This is a genomic window from Pseudomonas sp. GM48, assembly GCF_000282335.1.
Classification (GTDB): Bacteria; Pseudomonadota; Gammaproteobacteria; order Pseudomonadales; family Pseudomonadaceae; genus Aquipseudomonas.
Window position 1 is genome coordinate 1 of sequence record NZ_AKJM01000008.1, and the last position, 25,337, is coordinate 25,337.

Sequence of the window (25,337 nt, forward strand, 5' to 3'; positions counted from 1 at the left end):
TTGCTCGCGAATCGAGTGCGCAGCACTCGCCACGGCCTGACCTGACCAACTTCAAAGAGGGTGCATTCAATGTCCCAAGAATTCGACTACATCATCATCGGTGCCGGCTCGGCCGGTAACACCCTGGCAACCCGCCTGACCGAAGACGAAGGCGTCACCGTCCTGCTGCTGGAAGCGGGCGGCCCGGACTACCGCCTCGACTTCCGCACTCAGATGCCGGCCGCCCTGGCGTTCCCGCTGCAAGGCCGTCGCTACAACTGGGCCTACGAAACCGATCCAGAGCCACACATGGACGGTCGCCGCATGGAATGCGGTCGCGGCAAGGGCCTGGGCGGTTCTTCGCTGATCAACGGCATGTGCTACATCCGCGGTAACGCCATGGACTACGACGGCTGGGCAAAACTGCCAGGCCTGGAAGACTGGACCTACCTCGACTGCCTGCCGTATTTCCGCAAGGCCGAAACCCGCGACATCGGCCCGAACGACTACCACGGTGGCGAAGGCCCGGTCAGCGTGACCACGCCGAAAGCCGGCAATAACCCGTTGTTCCACGCCATGGTTGAAGCCGGCGTGCAGGCCGGTTACCCGCGCACCGAAGACCTCAACGGCTACCAGCAGGAAGGCTTCGGCCCGATGGACCGCACCGTGACGCCGAAAGGTCGTCGTGCTTCCACCGCCCGCGGTTACCTGGACGTGGCCAAGAAGCGTTCGACCCTGACCATCGTCACCCACGCCCTGACCGACAAGATCCTGTTCGAAGGCAAGCGTGCGGTCGGCGTGCGTTACCTGGTCGGCGCTGCCGAAGAACGTGTTGAAGTCAAAGCGCGCAAGGAAGTGCTGCTGTGCTCCGGCGCCATCGCTTCGCCGCAGATCCTGCAACGCTCCGGCGTCGGCCCGGCCGAGCTGCTGAACAAGCTCGACATTCCGGTGGTCCACGATCTGCCGGGCGTTGGTGAAAACCTGCAGGATCACCTTGAGCTGTACCTGCAATACGCTTGCACCCAGCCAGTCTCGCTGTACCCGTCGCTGCTCCTGCACAACCAGCCAGCCATCGGTGCCGAGTGGCTGTTCAACGGCACCGGCATCGGCGCCAGCAACCAGTTCGAAGCCGGCGGTTTCATCCGTACCCGCCCGGAATTCGAATGGCCGAACATCCAGTACCACTTCCTGCCGGTAGCGATTAACTACAACGGCAGCAACGGTGTGAAAGAGCATGGCTTCCAGGCGCACATGGGCTCCATGCGTTCGCCAAGCCGTGGTCGCATCCAGGCCAAGTCCAAGGACCCGCGCCAGCACCCGAGCATCCTGTTCAACTACATGGCCACCGAGCAGGACTGGCAGGAATTCCGCGACGGCATCCGCCTGACCCGTGAAATCATGCAACAGCCTGCACTGGACGCCTTCCGCGGTCGCGAGATCAGCCCGGGCATCGAGGTGCAAACCGACGAGCAACTGGACAAGTTCATCCGCGAACATGCCGAAACCGCTTTCCACCCGTCCTGCTCGTGCAAGATGGGCACCGACGACATGGCCGTGGTCGATGGCGAAGGTCGCGTGCATGGCATGCAAGGCCTGCGTGTCGTCGATGCCTCGATCATGCCGATCATCACCACCGGCAACCTGAACGCACCAACGATCATGATGGCCGAGAAAATCGCCGACAAGATCCGTGGTCGCAAGCCATTGCCGCGCAGCACAGCCACCTACTATGTGGCGGGTGAGGCGCCGGTGAAGGGCAAGCCGGTGCGGGAAGTGAGCCAGACGGCGTAAGGCGTTACACCGCGTCACGGCCATTCGCGAGCAAGCCCGCTCCCACATTTGATCTGGGTGTTCACAAAATCTGTGTTCACTGAAGATCCAGTGTGGGAGCGGGCTTGCTCGCGAAGGGGCCCGGTCAGACAACACCTCTCCCCCGGCAATCACTCGCAAGTCCGATCCAAACTTGATCCTCCCCCCCTCGCAAGCCTAATCTAGCGCCACGCAATCGTTTCACCCCTCCCCTCGCTGTACCGCTTCGCCGCTACTCCACTCCAAGGAGGTTCACGAATGTTCGATTTCCATCCCCAGCTCAAGCAGCGCTTCGCTGCCTTGCGCACGGGGGCCGAATTCTTTTCCCTGCGTTACGTGCGCGAATCCGGACAGTACCTGTCGGTGCGCAAGAACGTCGCCGAACCGCCAAGCCTGAGCCGTGACGAAGGGGCGATGCTGACCGTGCGGGTCAATGGCGTCGAGGCCTATGCGGCGACCAACGACTTGTCGCAACAAGGCCTGCAAACCGCCCTCGAACGTGCCGAACGCCAGGCCCGTCGACTCAAGCCGCACGCCTTGCTGGACCTGCGTAAACAGGCTGTTTCCAGCGACCGCGCCGATTACTTTTCACCCAACCTCGACCGGGCCTTCCCGTCCCTGAGCGACTGCTACCAACTGCTCGGCGCCGAGTCGGCCGCCGTGCCCAGGGACGAGCGCCTGGTGAACTGGCAGGTCAGCCTTGGCATCACCCACGTCGAGCAGATCTACCTCAACAGCGCCGGTGCCGAACTGCGCCAGGCCCAACGTTTTGTGTACCCCGGCCTGGACGTCACGGCCTACGACGGCAACGACAGCCAGACCCGCAGCCTCGGCCGCGAGAACTTCGGCCAGCAAGGCGCGGCGGACGTCATCAGCCGCTGCGGCCTGATCGGTGCCGGCGCCCAGGTGGCCGATCAGGCTCTGCAATTGCTGCTGGCACCGAACACCCCGCAAGGCAATCGTGACCTGCTGCTGATGCCCGACCAGATGATGCTGCAAATCCACGAGTCCATCGGCCACCCGCTGGAGCTGGACCGCATCCTCGGTGACGAGCGCAACTACGCCGGCACCAGTTTCGTCAAAGCCAGTGATTTCGGTAGCCTGCAATATGGCTCCAGCCTGCTCAACGTGACCTTCGACCCGGACATCCCCGAAGAACTCGCCAGTTACGGCCATGACGACGACGGCACACCCGCCAGCAAACAGTTCCTGATCCGTGAAGGCCTGTTGCTGCGCCCGCTGGGCGGTGCGTTGTCGCAATTCCGGGCCGGCATGGATGGTGTCGCCAATAGCCGCGCCTGCGGCTGGAACCGCCCACCCATCGACCGCATGGCCAACCTCAACATCGAACCGGGCGACCGGTCCATTGAACAACTGATCGGCGGTATCGAACACGGCGTGCTGATGTCGACCAACCGTTCATGGTCGATCGACGACGCACGCAACAAATTCCAGTTCGGCTGCGAGTGGGGCCAACTGATCGAAAACGGCGAACTCAAGGGCGTGGTGAAGAATCCCAATTACAGGGGCATCTCCGCGCAGTTCTGGAAAAGCCTCAGCGCTGTCGGCGATGCCAGTACCTTCAAGGTTCTCGGCACACCGAACTGCGGCAAGGGCGAACCGAACCAGGTGATCCGCGTCGGCCACGCGTCGCCGGCCTGCGTGTTCAGCAACGTTGATGTATTCGGAGGAGACGCCTGATGAATCCTTCAAAAAACCAGGCCGAGTCGTTCAAGGCGTTGGTCAACAGCCTGCGTGCAGCGCTTCACGAGCCCGAGCAGTTCACCCTCAGCTACGCCGCCGAGTCGTCGGCCTTCGTGCGTTTCAACCACGCCAAGGTGCGTCAGGCCGGTCAGGTGCAGCAGGCGAGTATCGGCCTGAAACTGATCAACGAAGGCCGGCATGCCGACCTGAACATCACCCTGGCCGGCGATCCCCAGGTTGATCTGCAACGTTTGACCGAAGGCCTGCAACAGCTGCGGGAAACCTTGCCGCTGCTGCCTCAGGATCCTTATTTGCTGCTCAACCACAATGGCTGGCAGAGCAACAATGTGCAGACGCACCCGCTGCCGGATACCGAGCAAGTGGTCGCTGAAATCGCCCAGGCTGCCGAAGGCCTGGATCTGGTCGGTTTTTATGCTGCCGGGCCTATCAGTCGTGGCTTCGCCAGTTCTTCGGGCGCTTTCGGCTGGCATCAGGCCAACAGTTTCAACTTCGATTTCAGCCTGTTTCACGAGAACGGCCAAGCGGTGAAAGCCAGCTACGCCGGGCACGACTGGAGCAGCGAAGGCTTTGCCAGACGCTTCCAGCAAGCCCGCGAGCAGCTGGAGTTTCTGTGTCGGCCATTGCGGACGCTGGCCCCCGGTCAATACCGCGCCTACCTGGCACCAGCCGCACTGGAGGAAATCATGGGCATGTTGTGCTGGGGTGGTTTCTCGGCACAGTCGATTGCCAGCAAAAGCAGCCCGCTGCAAAAACTCTACGCAGGTGACAGCGCTTTCAGTCCGCTGGTCTCGCTGGATGAAAAAGTCAGCGGCTCGCTGAGCCCGGCGTTTTCCGATGAGGGGTATCCGCGCAGCGACCTGGGGTTGATCGTCGACGGCAAGGCCGGGGCGCAACTGGTCAGCTCGCGCAGCGCCGCGGAATACGGTTTGACCGCCAATGGTGCCAGCGGTGGCGAATCACCGAGCGCACTGAACATGAAAGCCGGGGGATTGCCTGACGCCGACATTCTCAAGCAACTGGGCACGGGGTTGTACATCAGCAACCTGTGGTACCTGAACTTCTCGGATCAACCGGCCGCACGCCTGACCGGCATGACCCGGTTTGCCACGTTCTGGGTCGAGAACGGCGAGATTCAGGCACCGGTCAGCACCATGCGTTTTGATGACAGCGCCTTCAGCCTGCTCGGTTCGCAACTGGAAGCGCTGACCGAGGAGCGGGAGTTGTTGTTGTCGGCGAGCACCTACAGCCAGCGGGCGACGGCTTCGGCGTTGTTGCCGGGGGCGCTGGTCAGCCGATTGACCCTGACGCTGTAAACACCTTGTAGCAGCTGGCGAAGCCTGCGTTCGAGGACGCAGTCCTCGCAAATCCGGCCACCGGGCTCCAGCCGGAGAAAAACATTGGCAGGATTTACGACTGCTTCGCAGCCGAACGCAGGCTTCGCCAGCTGCTACAGGGCTTATCGTTTTGCGGACTGTTTCATCTCAACCAATAAGAGGTCCCATGCCCAACCGCCCGCCTCTCGACCCTGTCACCGCCCGCTGGGTGCCGTGGGTCGTCGCCATTGCCTTCTTCATGCAGTCCCTCGACGGGACGATTCTCAACACCGCCCTGCCGGCCATGGCCCTCGACCTGGCCGAAGACCCATTGCGTATGCAGGGCGTGATCATCGCCTACATGCTCACGGTCGCCTTGCTGATTCCCGCTTCTGGCTGGATCGCCGACCGCTTCGGCACCAGGAAAATCTTCTTCAGTGCGATTTTGCTGTTCAGCCTCGGCTCGCTGCTCTGCGCCTTGTCGACCACCCTGACCCAGTTGATCGGCGCCAGGGTGATTCAAGGCCTGGGCGGCGCGTTGATGCTGCCGGTCGGACGGCTAGTGGTGTTGCGCGCCTACCCACGCTCGGAGCTGGTGCGAATCATGGGTTTCATCACCATTCCCGGGCTGCTCGGCCCCTTGATCGGCCCGACCATGGGCGGCTGGATGGTGCAATACCTGACCTGGCACTGGATCTTCCTGATCAACCTGCCGGTGGGTCTGGTCGGTTGCTACGCCGTGTGGAAGTTCATCCCGGACCTGCGCGGTTCCGAGCGCACCCGTTTCGACGGTTTGGGTTTTATGCTGTTCGGCGCGGCGATGATTCTGATCACCATCGCCATGGAAGGCCTAGGCGAATTGCACCTGCCGCACCTGCGGGTGATGTTGCTGCTGTTTGGCGGCATGGCTTGCCTGGCAGCGTACTGGCTGCGCGCCGGGCATGTCGAAAACCCGTTGTTCGCACCGTCGCTGTTCAAGACCAGGACCTTTGCCGTCGGCATTCTCGGCAACCTGTTCGCCCGTCTCGGCAGCGGCGCCCTGCCCTTTCTGGTGCCGTTGCTGCTGCAAGTGGCGCTGGGCTATTCGCCGTCCCAGGCCGGGATGAGCATGCTGCCGCTGGCGGCGGCGGCGATGATCGCCAAGTGGGTGGCGCGGCCGCTGATCGAGCGCTTGGGTTATCGCATCGTGCTGACCGGCAACACCCTGGCGCTGGGGATCATGCTGGCGAGCATGGGTCTGGTCAGCGAGCAGACGCCGTACTGGCTGCTGCTGTGCCTGCTGGCGATCCTTGGCGCGATCAACTCCTTGCAGTTCACCGCGATGAATACCGTGACCCTGATCGACCTCGACGACGCCAGCGCCAGCAGCGGCAACAGCCTGCTGTCGGTGGTTGCGCAACTGTCCCTGAGCCTCGGGGTGGCCTGTGCCGGTGCGCTGCTCGGGGGTTTCACCGCGGAGATTGGAAACGATGGCGTGGACACGGTGCTAGGCGCGTTCCAACTGACATTCGTTACCGTCGGAATCATGGCGATGCTGGCCGCGACGATTTTCTCGCAACTTTCACCAAAGGATGGCCGACGGATGGTCAGCCGCGAGCACGACATAGAGCACTGACTTGTAGCAGCTGCCGAGGCACGAGGCTGCGTCGGGCTGCGTAGCGGCCCCGGAGGGCGGTCCTGCGGACACGCAACGCAGCCTCGTGCCTCGGCAGCTGCTACGACTATTCGTCCAGAATTTGCAGGTGAAGAGCACGGGACTGGTACACTGCGCGACATTTTGTTTTGCAGGCCAGTCCCGTGACCACCATCGCCACCGAATTTAATACTTTGCCGCTGTCCGCCGCCATGCTGGCTAACCTCGACTCCCTCGGTTATGCCCAGATGACGCCGATCCAGGCGCAAAGCTTGCCGGTGATCCTCAAGGGGATGGACCTGATCGCCCAGGCCAAGACCGGCAGCGGCAAGACCGCTGCCTTCGGCATCGGCCTGCTGAACCCGATCAATCCACGCTACTTCGGTTGCCAGGCACTGATCCTGTGCCCGACCCGCGAGCTGGCTGACCAGGTCGCCAAGGAAATCCGCCGTCTGGCCCGTGCCGAAGACAACATCAAGGTCCTGACCCTGTGCGGCGGCGTGTCCCTCGGCCCGCAGATCGCCTCGCTGGAACACGGCGCGCACATCATCGTCGGCACCCCGGGCCGGATTCAGCAGCACCTGCGCAAGGGTTCACTGGTGCTCCATGGCCTCAACACCCTGATCCTCGACGAAGCCGACCGCATGCTCGACATGGGTTTCTACGACTCCATCGAAGAAATCATCATGCAGGCCCCGGAGCGTCGCCAGACGTTGCTGTTCTCCGCCACTTACCCGGTGGGCATCAAGCAACTTGCATCAAAATTCATGCGCAATCCGCAACAAGTGAAGGCCGAGGCGTTCCACGACGACACACAGATCGAGCAGCGCTTTTACGAGATTTCCCCGGATGACCGCATGAGTGCGGTGACCAAGGTGCTTGGCCACTTCCGTCCGGCATCCTGCGTGGCCTTCTGCTTCACCAAGCAACAGGTTCAGGAAACCGTCGACCACCTGACCGCCAAAGGCATCTCCGCCGTCGGCCTGCACGGCGATCTGGAACAGCGTGACCGTGACCAGGTGCTGGCGATGTTCGCCAACCGCAGTACTTCGGTACTGGTCGCCACCGACGTTGCCGCCCGCGGCCTCGATATCGATTCCCTGGACATGGTAATCAACGTCGAGCTGGCCCGTGATTCGGAAATCCACATCCACCGCGTCGGCCGTACCGGTCGCGCCGGTGAGAAAGGCCTGGCAATCAGCCTGGTGGCGCCGTCCGAAGCACAGCGTGCACAAGCCATCGAACAATTGCAGAAAACACCGCTGACCTGGGACCAGGTGGACAACCTCACCTCCAAGGGCGGTGGCCCGCTGCTGCCGCAGATGAGCACCCTGTGCATCGCTGCCGGCCGTAAAGACAAGGTTCGCCCGGGCGACATTCTTGGCGCACTGACCGGTGACGCCGGCATTCCCGGTGCCCAGGTCGGCAAGATCGCGATTTTCGACTTCCAGGCCTATGTAGCCGTGGAACGCGGCGTCGCCAAGCAGGCCTTGCAGCGTTTGAACGACGGCAAGATCAAGGGCCGTTCGTTGCGCGTGCGTATCCTGTAAAAACGCATCGCCCCCTGTAGGAGCGAGCCTGCTCGCGATGGACGACAGAACACCGCTGGGTATCAGACACCCCGCGTTATCGTTGACGTCCATCGCGAGCAGGCTCGCTCCTACAGGTTTGTTTTGTGGTGAACACTGAGAGGACACCGTTTTGCGCTCTACCGAAGTCGTGATCATTGGCGCTGGCGCCGCAGGGTTGATGTGTGCACTGACCGCCGCCGGGCGCGGACGCAAGGTGTTGCTGCTTGACCATGCCAACAAGGCTGGCAAAAAAATCCTGATGTCGGGCGGTGGCCGCTGCAATTTCACCAACATGTACACCGAACCGGGCAATTTCCTCTCGCAGAACGCGCATTTCTGCAAATCCGCTCTGGCCCGTTACACCCAGTGGGATTTCATCGGCATGGTGGCCAAGCACGGCGTGCCGTACCACGAGAAAAAACTCGGCCAGTTGTTCTGCGATAACAAATCCAGCGACATCCTCGAAATGCTGTTGAACGAGTGCGATCAGGTCGGCGTCAGCCTGCACCTGGACACCTCGATCCAGGCGATCGAGAAGCTTGAAAAGGGCTATTTGCTGGACACGACACTCGGCCAATTGACCTGCGAATCCCTGGTGATTGCCACCGGCGGCTTGTCGATCCCGACCCTGGGCGCCACCGGTTTCGGTTACCAGGTGGCCAGGCAATTCGGTCACGAGCTGCTGCCGACCCGCGCCGGTCTGGTGCCGTTCACCATCACCGATCAGCTCAAGGCCTTGTGCACCGAGTTGTCCGGTACGTCGGTGGATTGCCTGGTCATCTGCAACGACCAGAGCTTTCGCGAGAACATTCTGTTCACCCACCGCGGCCTCAGCGGCCCGGCGATTTTGCAGATCTCGTCGTTCTGGGAGTCCGGCGATACCGTCGAGATCAACCTGCTGCCCGATCACGACGTGCCGGACTGGCTGCAACAGCAACAGGCCGAACGTCCCAACAGCGAGTTGAAAACCCTGCTCGGGGAAATTTTCACCAAGAAGATGGCCAACCTGCTGGCGGACAACTGGTTCGTCTCCAAACCGATGAAGCAGTACACCCACGCGGAACTGGCCGATATCGCGGAAAAACTGGCGAGCTGGAAAGTCGTGCCGGCGGGCACCGAAGGCTATCGCACCGCCGAGGTGACCCTGGGCGGCGTCAACACCAATGAAGTGTCGTCCAAGACCATGGAATCGCTGAAAAGCCCGGGCCTGTACTTCATCGGCGAAGTGCTCGACGTGACCGGGCATCTGGGCGGCTTCAACTTCCAGTGGGCGTGGGCCTCCGGTTACGCGGCTGCGCAGTACGTCTGACCGAACGAAGTATCTGTGGGGGAGCTTTTGTGGCGAGGGAGCTTGCTCCCGTTGGCCTGCGGAGCAGGCCCAAACATTCTCCAGATATACCGAGTTCACTGACCTTGCGACGGCTGCGCCGCCGAGCGGGAGCAAGCTCCCTCGCCACAGAGATCAACTCGTCCTCCAGATCTGCTCAAAGGAACAAATTTTGCTGTCTGATGTGATCGACGCCATTGCGTCGGCGTCATTAGTGGCTCAATTTAGCGTCATTGCCTCGGAAGGCCTTCGCATTTCATGTCATCGACTTCATTCCGCCAGTCTCTGCGTCGCCTCTGGGCGCTGGATAAATTCAGCTACAGCGTGCGGGTATTCATTGCCCTGACCGGCACCATGGCGCTGTGTTGGTATCAGGACGAAATGGGCCTGTTGATCCCGTTGTTCCTGGGGATTATCGCCAGCGCCCTGGCCGAGACCGACGACAGCTGGCAGGGCCGTCTCAACGCGCTGGCCGTGACGCTGGTGTGTTTCGCGGTTGCCGCCCTGTCCGTTGAATTGCTCTTCCCCTACCCCTCGCTGTTTATCATCGCCTTCGCCCTGGCCGCGTTCTGCCTGACCATGCTCGGCGCCCTCGGCGAGCGCTATGGCGCGATTGCCTCGGCGACGCTGATTCTGTCGGTCTACACCATGATCGGCGTGGACCAACGTGGCGGTGCGGTCATCGATGTCTGGCACGAGCCGGTGCTGCTGGTGGCCGGTGCCGCCTGGTACGGCCTGCTCTCGGTGTTGTGGCAGGCGCTGTTTTCCAATCAGCCGGTGCAGCAGAGCCTGGCGCGGTTGTTCCGCGAGTTGGGCTTTTACCTGAAGCTGAAGTCCTCGCTGTTCGAGCCGATCCGGCAAATGGACGTGGAGGCGCGGCGCCTGGAACTGGCCCAGCAGAATGGCCGGGTGGTGGCGGCACTGAACGCCGCCAAGGAAATCATTCTGCACCGGGTCGGCAACGGTCGGCCGGGGTCGAAAGTCAGCCGCTACCTCAAGCTGTACTTCCTCGCCCAGGACATCCACGAACGCGCCAGCTCATCGCACTACCCTTACAACGCCCTGGCTGACGCCTTCTTCCACAGCGACGTGCTGTTCCGCTGCCAACGCCTGCTGCGCCAGCAAGGCAAAGCCTGCCGGGCCCTGGCCGAATCGATCCAGATGCGCCAGCCGTTCACCTATGACGCCGGTTTCGCCGAGGCCCTGAGTGATCTGGACGCCTCCCTCGAACACCTGCGCATCCAGAGCAACCCGGCCTGGCGCGGTTTGCTGCGTTCCTTGCGGGCACTGGCAGCCAACCTTGGCACCCTCGACCGCTTGCTCAGCGACGCCAGCAACCCTGACGCCCTGGCCGACGCTACCGACAGCAGCTTGCTTGACCGTTCGCCGCACAATCTCAAGGACGTGTGGCTGCGCTTGCGCACGCAGTTGACGCCGACCTCGCTGCTGTTCCGCCATGCCCTGCGATTGCCCCTGGCGTTGAGTATCGGCTACGCCATGGTGCATTTGATCCACCCGTCCCAAGGTTACTGGATCATCCTCACCACACTGTTTGTCTGCCAGCCGAACTACGGTGCCACCCGACGCAAACTCGGTCAGCGAATCATTGGCACCGCCATCGGCCTGACCCTGGCCTGGGCGCTGTTCGACCTGTTCCCGAACCCGCTGATCCAGTCGTGTTTCGCCATCGCCGCCGGAGTGGTGTTCTTTACCAACCGCACCACCCGCTACACCCTGGCGACCGCGGCAATCACCTTGATGGTGTTGTTCTGCTTCAACCAGGTGGGTGACGGTTACGGGCTGTTCCTGCCACGGCTGTTCGATACCTTGCTCGGTAGCCTGATCGCCGGGCTCGCGGTGTTCCTGTTCCTGCCGGACTGGCAGGGGCGGCGCCTGAACAAAGTGCTGGCCAATACCCTGACCTGCAACAGCATTTACCTGCGCCAGATCATGCAGCAATACGCCGCGGGCAAAAGCGACGACCTGGCCTACCGACTGGCCCGCCGCAACGCGCACAACGCCGACGCGGCGCTGTCGACCACACTGGCCAACATGCTGATGGAGCCGGGACACTTTCGTAAGGAAGCGGATGTGGGCTTTCGCTTCCTGGTGCTGTCGCACACGCTGCTCAGTTACCTGTCGGGTTTGGGTGCGCACCGGGAAACCCGGCTACCGACAGACGTTCGCGGGCACTTGATCGAAGGGGCCGGGGTAAAACTGGCCGCCAGCATCGATGAAATCGCCCAAGGGCTGGCGAGCAAGTCTTCGATTGAGATTCAGAGCGATGAAGAAGAAGCACTGGCCAATGCACTGGAACAGATGCCCGATGAAATCGATGAAGGCCAGCGGCTGGTGCAGACGCAACTGGCGCTGATTTGTCGGCAGCTCGGGCCGTTGCGGACCCTGGCGGCGCATCTCATCAAGGATACGAGTAAGGATTGAGATCTGTGTTGTCTGAGCGGGCCTCTTCGCGGGCAAGCCCGCTCCCACACTGGATTTACGTCGCTCACGGAACCCCTGTGGGAGCGGGCTTGCCCGCGAAGAGGCCGGCAAAAACAACATGGATTCTGGATCAGCCTACTCACATCCCATGCTGCTTCATCAACTTGTCATAACTGCCGTCCGCCTTCATCGCCGCGATCTCGCGGTCGAAACCGGCGACGATCTGCTCATGCTGCGGATTCTTCAGGCTGACCAGAATGTGCAGGCTGTTCTCGCTTAATGGCTTGGGCAGGAACTCCACGGCATTACGTACCTTGGGTGACTCGCGGGCCAGGTAGTAGCGGGCAACGTATTCGTCTTCCAGAGTGAGTTTGACCCGATCGGCCGCGAGCATGCGCACCGCCATGGCAAAACTGTGCACGGGGATTTTCTGCAACGAGTCGTCGTTGTCGAACGCGGGCGAATAAGCGTAGCCACGTACGATGGCAATTGGATAAGTGTGCAATTGCTGCAGGTTATTGAACTCGATGGGCACGTCTTTGCGCTTGAGGAAACGCACGCGATTGAGCAGGTACTCACCGGAAAACTGCCCAAGCCTGGTCCGTTCCTCGGTGTACCAGGCGTTGACCAGCACGTCGTATCGGCCCTCGCCCAATCCCATCAAGGCCCGAGCCCAGGGCACCTGCTCGAACTCACTGGCATAACCGGCCCTGGCAAGCGCGGTACTGACAATATCCGTGGCCAAGCCACCGTTGACGAGCGTGGCTTCGGTAAAGGGGGGCCAGGCATCCGCGACCAACCGCAGTTTTTCTGCCGCCGCTCCCTGAACCAGCAACAGCAATCCAATCAAAGCAAAAGCTCGATGCAATCGCGGCATGCTAGAGAATCCTTAGCGGGCAGGTTGCCCGACGTGTTTTCAGCCAAAACTCCAAGGCCCCGTACCGGCATGACCCGGATACTAAACATCTGCTCATCGAAGCAACAGCACAGCGCTTCGATCCAGATTACACAAAGAAGGCATCTGCGCGCGAAATGAATGATGGCATTTTGGCCTATGTCACAGATTCTTCCGCCATAAAGACTTCTGGCGTGAGTGCGCTTAGTATCGGAACGACGTTTTCAGGGAATCAAAACATGACAGTCGATTGGATCTGCAAACACCACAGCGACCTGGGCAAGGAGCAGTTGTACGCCATTTTGCAGCTGCGCGCAGAAGTGTTCGTCGTCGAGCAGCAATGCGCTTATCAAGACGTGGATGGCCAGGACCTGGAAGGTGACACCTGTCACTTGATGGCCTGGGACGGTAATCAACTGATGGCCTATCTGCGGCTGCTCGACCCGGAACTGCAAGGCGGGGACGTAGTGATCGGTCGGGTGATCATTGCTCCACACGCACGAGGCGCCGGGCTTGGACATGAGTTGATGGACCAGGCGTTGAAGCAGATTGAAGAACGCTGGCCGGAAACGCCGATCTACCTCTCAGCCCAGACACATTTGCAGGGGTATTACGGGCGGTACGGGTTTGTCGTGACGGGTGAGGAGTTTGTCGAGGATGGCATTCCGCATATCGGAATGCGCCGTCCGTAAGCGCCTCTTCGCGAGCAAGCCCGCTCCCACACTGGAATGCGGTCCCCTGTGGGAGTGGGCTTGCTCGCGAAGGCGTCAGTCAAACCACTGAAAGTTTTCAGGGATACTCCAGCACCGCCTTGATCTGCCGCAGATTACGCTCGATCCACACCCGATCAATCGCCCCCCACTCGCGAATCCGATAGCGCCCCGCGTGGTTGCGCGCGCCCTCTTCCTGCTCGAATTCACAGACGATATCCAGATCCGCCAACGCCGCGATGGTGTCCTGCGCCGTGCGCCGGGGCATGCCGGTCACTTCGGTGAGCGCCGGGACGCTGCTGGCCAGCCCGCTGTCGATCAGGTACGCCACGTACAACCGGCGATAGAAGCTGCTCTTGGTCTTGCTCACGTCCATCCAATGCTCCTTAAAAGATCGCAGCCTGCGGCAGCTCCTACAGATCCCGCCACGTCAGGTACACCCGCACATCAAATTCCACCTGGTGATACCCCGGCAGCATGTGCTCGCACAGTTTGTAGAAGGCCTTGTTGTGGTCCGATTCCTTGAAGTGCGCCAGCTCATGCACCACGATCATTTTCAGGAACTCGCAAGGTGCTTCCTTGAACAGCGAAGCGATGCGGATTTCCTTCTTGGCCTTGAGCTTGCCACCCTGCACCCGGGAAATCGTGGTGTGCAGGCCGAGTGCGCGGTGAGTCAGGTCCAGCCGATTGTCGAACAGCACCTTGTCGATGGCCGGAGCATTACGCAGGTATTCCTGCTTGAGGTCCAGGGCATAGGTGTATAGCGCCTTGTCGCTCTGCACCCCGTGTTTTTCCGGGTAACGCTGGCTCAGGTAGTCGCCCAGCCGACCGTCGGCGATCAGCTGGCGCACCTGGTCCTGCAAGGTAGCGGGATAGGCCTGGAGATATTTCAACACGGTCATCGGGGCGGCAATACACGTCACTAAAAGGTCGCCAGTGTAGCGAATTCAGCGGGGCAGCGCGCTCCAGTCAAACGGCTGGACAAAGCTCCCGGCATCTTCGGCCATCATCGGCCGGGCCACCAGAAAACCTTGCACATATTCACAGCCGTTGGCTTGCAGCCATTCATACTGCGCGACAGTTTCCACCCCTTCGGCAATCACCAGCATCCCGAACTGCTTGCACAGGTCGATCACGCTGCGCACCAGCGCCGCATCCCTTACTGACTCCGGCAACCGGGCGATCAGATGGCGGTCGATCTTGAGGGTGTCCAGCTTCAGGTCACGCAAGTGCGACAGGGAACACGGTCCGGCCCCGAAGTCATCCAGTGCCACTCGTACGCCCAGATTGTGCAGCAGGCGCAATTGCTTTCGGGTTTCTTCGGGGTTGTGCATCAAGGCCTCTTCCGTGACCTCGACCTCAAGATGACGCGGCTGCAAGCCATGGCGCTCCAGCACCTGGCGCAACTCGGTGACCAGGTTGGGCATGCCGAACTGCGTACTGCTCAAACTGACGCCCAGCACCAGGTCTTCGGTAAACAGGGACTCCCAGGCTTTGCGTTGCCCGGCGCTGCGATGGTAGATCCAGCTGCCCAGACGACTGATCAGCCGCGCCTCCTCCAGCAATGGCAAAAACAACCCCGGGGGTACATCGCCAACGCTCGGATGCTGCCAGCGCAACAAGGCCTCGAAGCCACGAATCCGCCCGTCCGCAATCGCCACCTGAGGCTGATACACCAGATTGAAATCGCGATTCTCGATGGCGGTACGCACACTTTCTTCGAGCATCAGCCGCGAGCGCGCCCGGCCATTCATTTCGTGATCGTAGAAGCGATATTGCTGACGGCCAGCACGCTTGGCTTCGTACATGGCGATGTCGGCCGCCCGCAGCATCCCGTCGAGATTGGCGCCGCAATCAGGGAACGTGGCGATGCCGATGCTGGCACCCAGAGCGATATCGAGGCCGTCGATCTGCTGACAGATCGACACCCGCTCGATGAGCTTCTCGGCAATCTTCGCCGCCTGCTCGGGGAGCTCCAGATCCAGCAGCGCAGTGAATTCGTCACCGCCCATCCGCGCCAGAATATCGAAGGGCCGTAAACAGGCCTTCAACTGCTCGGAGACCCAGCGCAGCACCCGATCGCCGGCATCATGCCCGAGCGAATCATTGACTCGCTTGAAGCCGTCGAGGTCCAGATACATCAAGACCCAGGAACTGTCGGAACGCTCACCGCGCAACAGCAGGTTCTCTACGGTCTGGTAGAAACCCCGGCGGTTGAGCAGTCCGGTCAGCGGATCGGTGACTGCCTGAAACTCCAGTTGCTGATGCAGATGGCGCACCACCGACATGTCCAGCACGGTCACGACCATCGCATGTTGCTCGGCAGGCAATGGCGCGCAGGACAAAGCCACCGGCACCTGCTGGCCGGGCGCCGTGCGTAGCAGAGCATCGTGCAGGCGCAGGGTTTCGCCGCGTTTGTATCCGGCCAGCAACTCGGAATCGGCCCAGATCGGGATATGCGGTTTTTGCAGGTAGTCCAAAAACTCCTTGCCTTGCAGTTCCTGCACCGTGGCATTGAGCAACCGCGACATCGCCGGATTGGCAAACCGGATCAGACCGTCCTCACCCAATACCAGAATGCCTTCGGCAGCGTTGTCCAGCACCGACGCATTAAAGGCACGAGCCGCTTCCAGATCATGACTCAGGCGCTGCAAGGCCCGGCGGTTACGCTGGTGTTCGAGCAACGCCTGGACCTTGGGCGTGAAGACCTGCGGGTCGAACGGCTTGAACAGGTAATCCACCGCACCACTGGCATAGCCCTTGATCACGGCGTCCAGGGACTGTTCGTTGGCGGTCAGGAAAATGATCGGTGTGAGACGGGTTCGCTGGCTACCGCGCATCAGGCGCGCCACTTCATAACCGTCCATGCCCGGCATCTGCACGTCCAGCAACACCAGGTCGATATCGTGTTCAAGCAACAAGCCGAGGGCCTCGAAACCCGAGGCGGCAGTAATGACCCGCCAGTCCTGGCGCTGCAACAACGCGCGCATGCTGATCAGGTTTTCAGGGTAATCGTCGACGACTAAAAGGGTTGAGCCGCCTTCTACTGGCGTGGGTTGCGCGCATTCCATGCTGCTTCTCTTATTGCGGGGCGTCAGACCGGTTTCTCGTGAAAACCGGACAAATACTGTGCATCCACTCTAGACCCGGTTCTGCAAAAGCAGAAGGTGTCAGTGAGCCATCATTTAATCATAGTGTCTTTTTGCCGACTAACGGTCGATGGTTCAGGCCAATGAAACCGGGAAAGCTGGCATTTCGACAGGTTGTTGACGTCAACCACCTGTCAGACAAACGTTAACAAAATATCCCGCTACGCTTATAAAGGCCGCCCCAAAGGCGCGACCTAGAGCTTCTGGCACGCCCGTGCAGCATGAATCGAATGGAAGAACCGACATGATCGATCTCGCAACCTGGAACCTCAGCGTCCCCGTCGGCAGCCCGCCGTACACCGTCGAAACTTCCAAACTGGTGAATGGCTTCAAGGATCAATACTTCCATTCCGACACCGGCACCTTGTTTTTCTGGACACCCGTTACGGGCTCCCGCACCGAAAACGCGATTTATCCGCGCACCGAATTACGTGAAACCTACAGCAACGGCACATTGCACAACTGGTATTACCCGGATGCCGATAATTTGTTGCATGCCACATTGGCAGTGAACCAGGTGCCGAGCTCCGGGAAAGTCGTCATCGGCCAGATCCATGCCTATCAAAGCCAGAAACCTCTGGTGAAAGTCGAATACCAATACAAAACCAGTACAGCCACCGGCAATATCGTCGCCAAGGTCCGGATGCATCCCGATGACGATGTGGGCCGGGTGATCGTCGTGGCGACCGGGGTGAAGCTCGACCAGGAGTTCAACTATCTCATTCACCTCAGCCCCGGTGGCGCCTTGGGCATCAGCGCGGCGGGTTACCAATGGGATACGCAAATCAGCACAACCTGGCGTGACAAACCGCTGTACTTCAAGGCCGGGGTGTATGTGCAGGACAACACCGGGTACACCACTGAAGGCGGGAAAGTGACGTTCAGCAAGCTGGATATTGATCACAATCAATGATGTCGAGGCACCGTTGACCCTGTGGGAGCGGGCTTGCTCGCGAAGGCGTAATGTCAGGCGACATTAATGTTGAATGACACACCGCTTTCGCGAGCAAGCCCGCTCCCACACTGACCGCGTCGACATGGATCATCGCCCACAAAAAAACCCGCCTTTCGGCGGGTTTTTTATTGATGAAGCTTAACGCCCGGTCTTAGTTGACCTTGGCGTTCAACTCACCTTTCAGGTAACGCTGATACATGCCTTCCAGCGAGATCGCCTTGATCTTCGAAGCGTTGCCGGCAGTACCGAAGGCTTCGTAGCGAGCGATGCATACGTCGCGCATGGCGGTGACGGTAGCGCCGAAGAATTTACGTGGGTCGAACTCGCTCGGGTTGGTGGCCATCAGGCGACGCATTGCGCCAGTGGATGCCAGGCGCAGGTCGGTGTCGATGTTGACCTTGCGCACGCCGTGCTTGATGCCTTCGACGATTTCTTCAACCGGTACGCCGTAGGTTTCCTTGATGTCGCCGCCGTACTGGTTGATGATCGCCAGCCACTCTTGCGGAACCGAAGACGAACCGTGCATCACCAGGTGAGTGTTCGGAATGCGCTTGTGGATTTCCTTGATGCGGTCGATGGCCAGCACGTCGCCGGTAGGCGGCTTGGTGAACTTGTAGGCGCCGTGGCTGGTGCCGATGGCGATGGCCAGGGCATCCACCTGAGTGCGTTTTACGAAGTCAGCGGCTTCTTCCGGGTCGGTCAGCATCTGGCTGTGGTCCAGAACGCCTTCGGCGCCGATACCGTCTTCTTCACCGGCCATGCCGGTTTCCAGCGAACCCAGGCAGCCCAGCTCGCCTTCTACCGAAACGCCGCAGGCGTGAGCCATGGCCACGGTCTGTTGGGTCACACGGACGTTGTAGTCGTAATCGGTCGGGGTCTTGCCGTCTTCACCCAGGGAACCGTCCATCATCACCGAGCTGAAGCCCAGCTGGATGGAGCGCTGGCAGACGTCAGGGCTGGTGCCGTGGTCCTGGTGCATGCACACCGGGATGTGCGGGAATTCTTCGATGGCCGCCAGGATCAGATGACGCAGGAACGGTGCGCCGGCGTATTTGCGAGCACCGGCCGAAGCCTGGACGATCACCGGGGAGTCGGTCTTGTCAGCGGCTTCCATGATGGCGCGCATCTGCTCAAGGTTGTTGACGTTGAAGGCTGGAACGCCGTAGCCGAACTCGGCTGCGTGGTCCAGCATCTGGCGCATGCTGATAAGTGCCATTGTGTATATCTCTCCCGGTTGAGGGTCGTTAATCGTGCCAGCCTGCCGTAGCGGCGGCGGCTATTCAAGTTATTGCAGATCGGGGGTTGGCCCGGGCTGCGAATTCGGGTGATGCCAATATCTCAACAACTGCACAGACCCCTTGTGGGAGCGGGCTTGCTCGCGAATGCGGCTCAACATTCAACATCTATGCAAGCTGATCCACCGCTTTCGCGAGCAAGCCCGCTCCCACACTTGGATCTCTGTACGTCAAATCAATCGTGTTACTCGGCCTTGCAGCCGCGGCCGATCAAATCATTGGTGGCGACCCAGTAAACCAGGCCTTCCTCACCTTTTATGTGAAACGCCAGCATGTCATTGCTGTACAGCGAACCCGATGCACCCGGTTCCTGCTTCAAGCGGTAGACCTGATCGGCACCGCCCAGGCGCACGTCGACTTCCTTGCGGCTGTCGTCGGTGTAGCGCCACAGTACTTTGGCCTGACTGTCGCAGGTCCAGGTGGTCCAGTTATCTGCAGGTGCCGACGACTGGAACAGGTTCAACTGAGCACAACCGGCCAACAGCGCCAGCGCCGTGACGGCGATAAAACCTTTCATCCGTGTCCCTCGACTGGCGGCGCACGCTGCCAGCCCTGAGTAATGAGTCTGACCCGTCAAGGGCAGCCATGTTCCTTGGCGGGCGTCCGGGTCTCGTATTTGTCCAGGCCTTCCGGCCCGGAACGCTTGTTGAGCACCGGGTTGGTTTCGGCCTGCCAGTCAGCCTGGTAGCAGCCTTTGTCCGACTCGGACGGCGCCGGCTCCGCAGTGGCCTTCGGATTACTCCCGCAAGCCACCAGCGAACCGGCGACGATCAACAGCGCTAACGTCTTGACCATGTCAACACTCCCTTGCCTGGTCAAACGGGCGACCCTCAGGCCTTGGCCCGGCTTTCCAGGACTTCAACGGCGGGCAGAACCTTGCCCTCGACGAATTCGAGGAACGCGCCGCCACCGGTAGAAATGTAGGAGATCTGCTCGGCCACGCCATATTTGTCGATGGCAGCCAGGGTGTCGCCACCGCCGGCAATGGAGAACGCCGCGCTGTCAGCGATGGCCTGGGCCAGCACTTTGGTGCCATTGCCGAACTGGTCGAACTCGAACACACCGACCGGACCGTTCCACAGGATGGTCCTGGACGACTTCAGCAACTCGGCGAAATTCGCCGCGGTCTGCGGGCCGATGTCCAGGATCATGTCGTCGGCAGCGACGTCAGCGATCAGCTTGACGGTCGCAGCGGCGCTTTCAGCGAATTCCTTGGCAACCACCACGTCCACTGGCAGTGGCACGCTGACTTTGGCGGCGATGGCGCGAGCGGTGTCGAGCAGGTCCGGCTCGTACAGCGACTTGCCGACCGGGTGACCGGCAGCGGCCAGGAAGGTGTTGGCGATGCCGCCGCCGACGATCAACTGATCGCAGATCTGGCTCAGGCTGTTCAGTACGTCGAGCTTGGTCGACACCTTGGAACCGGCAACGATGGCAGCCATTGGCTGGGCTGGAGCGCCCAGGGCCTTGCCCAGCGCATCCAGCTCAGCCGCCAGCAGCGGGCCGGCAGCAGCGACTTTGGCGAACTTGGCCACGCCGTGGGTCGAACCCTCGGCACGGTGAGCGGTGCCGAAGGCGTCCATCACGAACACGTCGCACAGGGCGGCATATTGCCGGGCCAGTTCGTCGGCGTTCTTTTTCTCGCCTTTATTGAAGCGCACGTTTTCGAACAGCACGATGTCGCCGGCCTTGACGTCGACGCCGCCCAGGTAGTCAGCCACCAGCGGCACTTCACGGCCCAGGGCACGGCTCAAGTAGTCGGCAACTGGCTTGAGGCTGTTCTCGGCCGAGAATTCACCTTCGGTCGGACGGCCAAGGTGCGAGCAGACCATCACGGCCGCGCCTTTTTCCAGGGCCAGCTTGATGGTCGGCAGCGAGGCCAGGATACGCGCATCGCTGGTGACAACACCGTCCTTGACTGGGACGTTGAGGTCTTCGCGAATCAGTACGCGCTTACCTTGCAGATCGAGGTCGGACATCTTCAACACGGTCATGGGTCGCATTTCCTGGAGTTTCTGTTTTAGAGAGCAGGTTTTTTTGAAGCCGCTGTTTGCAGATAGTGTTCCGCAACATCCAGCATTCGGTTGGCAAAACCCCATTCGTTGTCGAACCAGGCCAGGATGTTCACCAGCCGTGGGCCGGAAACTCGGGTCTGACTGGCATCGACGATCGCCGAATGTGGGTCATGGTTGAAATCACAGCTTGCGTGGGGTAACTCGGTGTAAGCCAGCAGGCCTTTGAGCGGGCCGCTGGTGGCGGCTTCGCGCAGGATCCGGTTGACCTCGGTGGCGTCGGTCGCGGTGGCGGTCTGCATCGTGATATCGAGGCAGGACACGTTGACCGTCGGCACCCGCACGGCTTTGGCCTGAATTCGGCCGGCAAGTTCCGGCAACAGACGTTCGATACCACGCGCCAGACCGGTGGACACCGGAATCACCGACTGGAACGCCGAACGGGTGCGGCGCAGGTCTTCATGGTGATAGGCATCGATGACCGGCTGATCGTTCATCGCCGAGTGAATGGTGGTGATCGATACGTAATCCAGGCCAATGGCCTGATTCAACAGGCGCAACAGCGGCACGCCGCAGTTGGTGGTGCAGGACGCGTTGGACACCAGCAGTTCGTCGCCGGTCAGGCAATCCTGGTTCACGCCGTAGACGATGGTCGCGTCGACGTCCGTCTCGCTGGCCATCGGCTGGGAAAACAGCACGCGCGGGGCGCCGGCGTCGAGGAAACGCTGGCCGTCCTCGCGAGTGTGGTAAGCGCCTGAGCACTCCAGCACCAGATCGACGCCCAGGGACGCCCAATCGATGCCTTCGGGGGTGGCACTGCGCAGGACCTTCACGCAGTCGCCATTGATATGCAGACAATCGCCGTCGACCTTCACTTCGCCGGGAAAACGTCCGTGGGTGGAGTCGAAGCGTGTCAGGTATTCGATACTGGCCATGTCGGCCAGATCGTTGATCGCGACAATCTCGAACCCGGCCTTGTCGCCTCGCTCGAACAACGCACGCAAGACGCAACGACCAATCCGGCCGTAGCCGTTGAGTGCAACTTTGTAGGGACGCGGTTGAGGCATGGGGTTCTCGATTACCGTGGTGAATCAGTCAGTGCGATGGCGTCTGGGCTATCGCTTTCGCGAGCAAGCCCGCTCCCACATTGGGTCAGAGTTGTGAACACTGTCTGTGCCACACAACAAATCCCCTGTGGGAGCGGGCTTGCTCGCGAAGACGTCAGTCCAGACGACATCTTTTCTGGATCAGTCTTCCAGCAGCTCTTCCGCCTGACCCAGGATGTTTTCCAGGGTGAAGCCGAACTCTTCGAACAAGGCCGACGCAGGCGCCGACTCGCCGTAGGTGGTCATGCCGATCACGCGACCTTCCAGGCCCACGTACTTGTACCAGTAGTCGGCGTGGGAAGCTTCGATGGCGATACGGGCGCTGACCTGCAACGGCAGGACCGATTGCTTGTAGCCGGCGTCCTGGGCATCGAACACGCTGGTGCACGGCATGGAAACCACACGCACCTTGCGGCCCTGCTCGGTCAGTTTGTCGTAGGCCTGAACGGCCAGGCCCACTTCCGAACCGGTGGCGATCAGGATCAGCTCAGGCTCGCCCGCGCAGTCCTTCAACACGTAACCGCCACGCGCGATCTCTTCGATCTGAATCGCATTGCGGGTTTGGTGCTGCAGGTTCTGACGCGAGAAGATCAGGGCCGAAGGACCGTCCTTGCGCTCCAGCGCGTACTTCCAGCACACCGCCGATTCAACGGCGTCGGCTGGACGCCAGGTATCGAGGTTCGGCGTGCAGCGCAGGCTGGCCAGTTGCTCGATTGGCTGGTGAGTCGGGCCGTCTTCGCCCAGACCGATGGAGTCGTGGGTGTAGACGTGGATCACGCGCTGCTTCATCAGGGCCGACATACGCACTGCGTTGCGTGCGTATTCCATGAACATCAGGAAGGTCGCGCCGTAAGGCACCAGGCCGCCGTGCAGGGCAACACCGTTCATGATCGCGGTCATGCCGAACTCGCGCACGCCGTAGTACATGTAGTTGCCGCTGGCGTCTTCGGCGGTGACGCCTTTGCAACCTTTCCACAGGGTCAGGTTGGAACCGGCCAGGTCAGCCGAACCGCCGAGGAATTCAGGCAGCAGCGGGCCAAATGCGTTCAGGGCATTCTGGCTGGCTTTACGGCTGGCGATGGTTTCGCCCTTGGCGGCCACTTCAGCGATGTAGGCCGAGGCTTTTTCGCTGAAGTCAGCTGGCAGGTCACCGCTCAGGCGACGAATCAGTTCGTTGGCTTCAGTCGGGAACGCAGCGGAGTAGGCAGCGAAACGCTGGTCCCACTCGGCTTCCACAGCTTTACCTGCTTCCTTGGCGTCCCACTCGGCGTAGATGTCGGCCGGGATTTCGAACGGGCCGTGGTTCCATTTCAGCGCCGCACGGGTCAGGGCGATTTCCGCGTCACCCAGTGGGGCGCCGTGGCAGTCTTCCTTGCCTTGCTTGTTCGGCGAACCGAAGCCGATGGTGGTCTTGCAGCAGATCAGGGTTGGCTGTGCGCTTTTGCGCGCCGTGTCGATCGCCGTCTTGATTTCTTCCGGGTCGTGACCGTCGACATTGCGGATCACTTGCCAGTTGTAGGACTCGAAACGCTTCGGCGTGTCGTCGGTGAACCAGCCTTCGACTTCGCCGTCGATGGAGATGCCGTTGTCATCATAGAAGGCAATCAGCTTGCCCAGGCCCAGGGTGCCGGCCAGGGAAGCGACTTCGTGGGAAATGCCTTCCATCATGCAGCCATCACCCAGGAACACGTAGGTGTGGTGATCGACGATGTTGTGGCCAGGACGGTTGAACTGCGCCGCCATGACTTTTTCCGCCAGGGCAAAACCGACAGCGTTGGCCAGGCCCTGACCCAGTGGGCCGGTGGTGGTTTCAACGCCAGGGGTGTAGCCGAGCTCCGGGTGACCCGGGGTACGGCTGTGCAGTTGGCGGAATTGTTTCAGGTCGTCGATCGACAGGTCGTAGCCGGTCAGGTGCAGCAGCGAGTAGATCAACATCGAACCGTGGCCGTTGGACAGCACGAAGCGGTCACGGTCGGCGAACGATGGATTGCTCGGGTTGTGCTTCAGGTAGTCGCGCCAAAGTACTTCGGCGATATCCGCCATACCCATAGGGGCACCGGGATGGCCGCTGTTGGCTTTTTGCACGGCATCCATGCTGAGGGCACGAATGGCGTTGGCACGCTCACGACGGCTAGGCATCGCTGATCTCCTGCGGATATTGAATCGAGAGTGAATAAAACGAAACGGAAAAAAGGCGAGCATTTTCCCTCACCGGGCCGCCTCGGGGCAATGACAGATAGTCATCTGGAGGCGTTTTTCCAATGGATAACGACGGTTTCTACTGATGAAACCTTTCCGCTGTTCGTTTGTTGACTGAAGCTAACGTTAAGAAGTGCCATCCATCGAGCAATATCAAAACTTTTTGATATTGCTCTTGCGATGCCTTCGACCCGTGACTAGACTGCCGGCCCTATGAACTTACGCGTGCCCTCCATTCAACATGACGATTGCGATGAGCTGGCGGCCTTGTGCAAGGCTGGCGGCGATCCCCTGCGGTTGAATGTTTTGCGCGCATTGGCCAACGATTCGTTCGGTGTGCTGGAACTGGCGCAGATCTTCGGCATCGGCCAGTCGGGCATGAGCCACCACCTCAAGGTTCTGGCCCAGGCCGGCCTGGTGGCAACGCGCCGCGAAGGCAACGCGATTTTCTACCGTCGCGCCCTGCCCCACACCGAGTTGCTGGGCGGCAAACTGCACGCAGCGCTGCTCGAAGAAGTGGACAACCTGAAGCTGCCGGCCGATGTACAGGCGCGCATCGCCCAGGTCCATGGGCAACGTGCGGCGGCTAGCCAGGACTTTTTCTCACGGGTTGCGGAGAAGTTTCGCGCCCAGCAAGACTTGATTGCCGGCCTGCCGCAATATCGCGAAAGCGTGGTGGCCCTGCTCGACAAGCTGAGCTTCGACAAAGACGCCACAGCCATTGAAGTCGGCCCCGGGGATGGCGCATTCCTGCCGGAACTGGCGCGCCGCTTCTCACAAGTCACGGCGCTGGACAACAGCACCGCGATGCTCGAACTGGCGCGCCAGGTCTGCGAACGCGACAAGCTGACTAACGTTAGCCTGCAACTGGCCGATGCATTGAATGGCGTCAGCCTCAAGGCCGATTGCGTGGTACTGAACATGGTGCTGCACCATTTTGCCGCGCCGGCCGATGCGCTCAAGCACATGGCCCGCTTGCTGCAACCAGGCGGTAGCCTGTTAGTGACAGAGTTATGTAGCCACAACCAGAGTTGGGCCAAGGAGGCCTGCGGTGATCTCTGGCTGGGGTTTGACCAGGACGATTTGGCCCGTTGGGCCACCGCTGCGGGACTCGCTCCCGGGGAAAGCCTCTATGTAGGCTTACGCAATGGTTTCCAGATCCAGGTCCGCCATTTTCAGCGACCGGCTGGCGACACTCACCATCGGTAATTTCAGGA

General features: G+C 60.8%; 20 protein-coding genes. 10 read left to right on the top strand and 10 right to left on the bottom strand.

The features are described 5' to 3' along the window. The first annotated feature begins 69 nt into the window (after positions 1 to 69). The 7 genes from betA to yccS all read left to right on the top strand — a co-directional run bounded on the left by betA (position 70) and on the right by yccS (position 11,799). Positions 70 to 1,770, top strand: a complete 1,701-nt coding sequence (betA, locus tag PMI28_RS27185; RefSeq protein WP_007981597.1) for a choline dehydrogenase — start codon at positions 70 to 72, stop codon at positions 1,768 to 1,770. Positions 1,771 to 2,046: 276 nt separating this feature from the next. Next, positions 2,047 to 3,489 carry a TldD/PmbA family protein gene (locus tag PMI28_RS27180; protein WP_007981599.1) on the top strand — a complete coding sequence of 481 codons (1,443 nt, stop codon included), beginning with the start codon at positions 2,047 to 2,049 and terminating at the stop codon, positions 3,487 to 3,489. Continuing rightward, entirely contained in the window at positions 3,489 to 4,826 is a 1,338-nt protein-coding gene (locus tag PMI28_RS27175; RefSeq protein ID WP_007981601.1) for a TldD/PmbA family protein, read from the top strand. The genes PMI28_RS27180 and PMI28_RS27175 overlap by 1 nt, the downstream gene beginning before the upstream one ends. Positions 4,827 to 5,013: 187 nt before the next feature. Next, the gene (gene mdtD / locus PMI28_RS27170; RefSeq protein ID WP_007981602.1) at positions 5,014 to 6,441 is read left to right on the top strand and encodes a multidrug transporter subunit MdtD; all 1,428 of its coding nucleotides are present in this window, start codon (positions 5,014 to 5,016) and stop codon (positions 6,439 to 6,441) included. Between the two features lie 230 nt (positions 6,442 to 6,671). Beyond that, complete coding sequence (gene dbpA / locus PMI28_RS27165) at positions 6,672 to 8,009, top strand: ATP-dependent RNA helicase DbpA (RefSeq protein ID WP_230853210.1); 1,338 nt, start codon at positions 6,672 to 6,674, stop codon at positions 8,007 to 8,009. 151 nt (positions 8,010 to 8,160) lie between these two features. After that, positions 8,161 to 9,339, top strand: a complete 1,179-nt coding sequence (locus tag PMI28_RS27160; protein ID WP_007981607.1) for an NAD(P)/FAD-dependent oxidoreductase — start codon at positions 8,161 to 8,163, stop codon at positions 9,337 to 9,339. A gap of 276 nt (positions 9,340 to 9,615) precedes the next feature. Further along, on the top strand, positions 9,616 to 11,799 hold the full coding sequence (gene yccS, locus PMI28_RS27155) for a YccS family putative transporter (RefSeq protein WP_007981609.1): 2,184 nt from the start codon (positions 9,616 to 9,618) through the stop codon (positions 11,797 to 11,799). Positions 11,800 to 11,938: 139 nt separating this feature from the next. Here the strand turns inward: yccS and PMI28_RS27150 are convergent, their stop codons facing one another. Beyond that, positions 11,939 to 12,676, bottom strand: a complete 738-nt coding sequence (locus tag PMI28_RS27150; protein ID WP_007981612.1) for a substrate-binding periplasmic protein — start codon at positions 12,674 to 12,676, stop codon at positions 11,939 to 11,941. A 257-nt stretch (positions 12,677 to 12,933) separates the two neighbouring features. Between PMI28_RS27150 and PMI28_RS27145 the strand changes: the two genes are divergently transcribed. Next, positions 12,934 to 13,386: a GNAT family N-acetyltransferase gene (locus PMI28_RS27145; protein ID WP_007981614.1), complete on the top strand. Its 453-nt coding sequence runs from the start codon at positions 12,934 to 12,936 to the stop codon at positions 13,384 to 13,386. 97 nt (positions 13,387 to 13,483) lie between these two features. Here the strand turns inward: PMI28_RS27145 and PMI28_RS27140 are convergent, their stop codons facing one another. Genes PMI28_RS27140 through PMI28_RS27130 form a run of 3 tightly spaced genes read right to left on the bottom strand, consistent with a single transcriptional unit; the run spans position 13,484 to position 16,475 of the window. Beyond that, positions 13,484 to 13,780, bottom strand: a complete 297-nt coding sequence (locus tag PMI28_RS27140) for a winged helix-turn-helix domain-containing protein (RefSeq protein WP_007981616.1) — start codon at positions 13,778 to 13,780, stop codon at positions 13,484 to 13,486. 37 nt (positions 13,781 to 13,817) lie between these two features. Then, on the bottom strand, positions 13,818 to 14,306 hold the full coding sequence (locus PMI28_RS27135; RefSeq protein ID WP_007981619.1) for a YgjP-like metallopeptidase domain-containing protein: 489 nt from the start codon (positions 14,304 to 14,306) through the stop codon (positions 13,818 to 13,820). 45 nt (positions 14,307 to 14,351) lie between these two features. Beyond that, complete coding sequence (locus tag PMI28_RS27130) at positions 14,352 to 16,475, bottom strand: putative bifunctional diguanylate cyclase/phosphodiesterase (protein WP_007981621.1); 2,124 nt, start codon at positions 16,473 to 16,475, stop codon at positions 14,352 to 14,354. A gap of 322 nt (positions 16,476 to 16,797) precedes the next feature. On the opposite strand from PMI28_RS27130, the gene PMI28_RS27125 reads away from it, so the two are divergent. Further along, the gene (locus PMI28_RS27125) at positions 16,798 to 17,466 is read left to right on the top strand and encodes a polysaccharide lyase family 7 protein (protein ID WP_007981623.1); all 669 of its coding nucleotides are present in this window, start codon (positions 16,798 to 16,800) and stop codon (positions 17,464 to 17,466) included. A gap of 193 nt (positions 17,467 to 17,659) precedes the next feature. Here PMI28_RS27125 and fba read toward each other — a convergent pair whose 3' ends face one another. The 6 genes from fba to tkt all read right to left on the bottom strand — a co-directional run bounded on the left by fba (position 17,660) and on the right by tkt (position 24,060). Beyond that, on the bottom strand, positions 17,660 to 18,724 hold the full coding sequence (gene fba, locus PMI28_RS27120; protein ID WP_007981624.1) for a class II fructose-bisphosphate aldolase: 1,065 nt from the start codon (positions 18,722 to 18,724) through the stop codon (positions 17,660 to 17,662). 263 nt (positions 18,725 to 18,987) lie between these two features. Further along, positions 18,988 to 19,320, bottom strand: coding sequence for an MliC family protein (locus PMI28_RS27115; RefSeq protein ID WP_007981626.1), 333 nt, complete (start codon positions 19,318 to 19,320; stop codon positions 18,988 to 18,990). 56 nt (positions 19,321 to 19,376) lie between these two features. Next, positions 19,377 to 19,598 (bottom strand): hypothetical protein, encoded by a 222-nt coding sequence (locus PMI28_RS27110; protein WP_007975465.1) that lies wholly within the window; start codon positions 19,596 to 19,598, stop codon positions 19,377 to 19,379. A gap of 35 nt (positions 19,599 to 19,633) precedes the next feature. Continuing rightward, positions 19,634 to 20,797 carry a phosphoglycerate kinase gene (locus tag PMI28_RS27105; RefSeq protein ID WP_007981629.1) on the bottom strand — a complete coding sequence of 388 codons (1,164 nt, stop codon included), beginning with the start codon at positions 20,795 to 20,797 and terminating at the stop codon, positions 19,634 to 19,636. Between the two features lie 26 nt (positions 20,798 to 20,823). Next, positions 20,824 to 21,882 carry an erythrose-4-phosphate dehydrogenase gene (gene epd / locus PMI28_RS27100; protein ID WP_007981631.1) on the bottom strand — a complete coding sequence of 353 codons (1,059 nt, stop codon included), beginning with the start codon at positions 21,880 to 21,882 and terminating at the stop codon, positions 20,824 to 20,826. 180 nt (positions 21,883 to 22,062) lie between these two features. After that, positions 22,063 to 24,060 (bottom strand): transketolase, encoded by a 1,998-nt coding sequence (gene tkt / locus PMI28_RS27095; protein ID WP_007981634.1) that lies wholly within the window; start codon positions 24,058 to 24,060, stop codon positions 22,063 to 22,065. Between the two features lie 273 nt (positions 24,061 to 24,333). On the opposite strand from tkt, the gene PMI28_RS27090 reads away from it, so the two are divergent. Further along, a complete protein-coding gene (locus PMI28_RS27090; protein ID WP_007981636.1) occupies positions 24,334 to 25,329 on the top strand; it encodes an ArsR/SmtB family transcription factor in 996 nt (331 codons plus the stop codon). Positions 25,330 to 25,337: the final 8 nt, after the last annotated feature.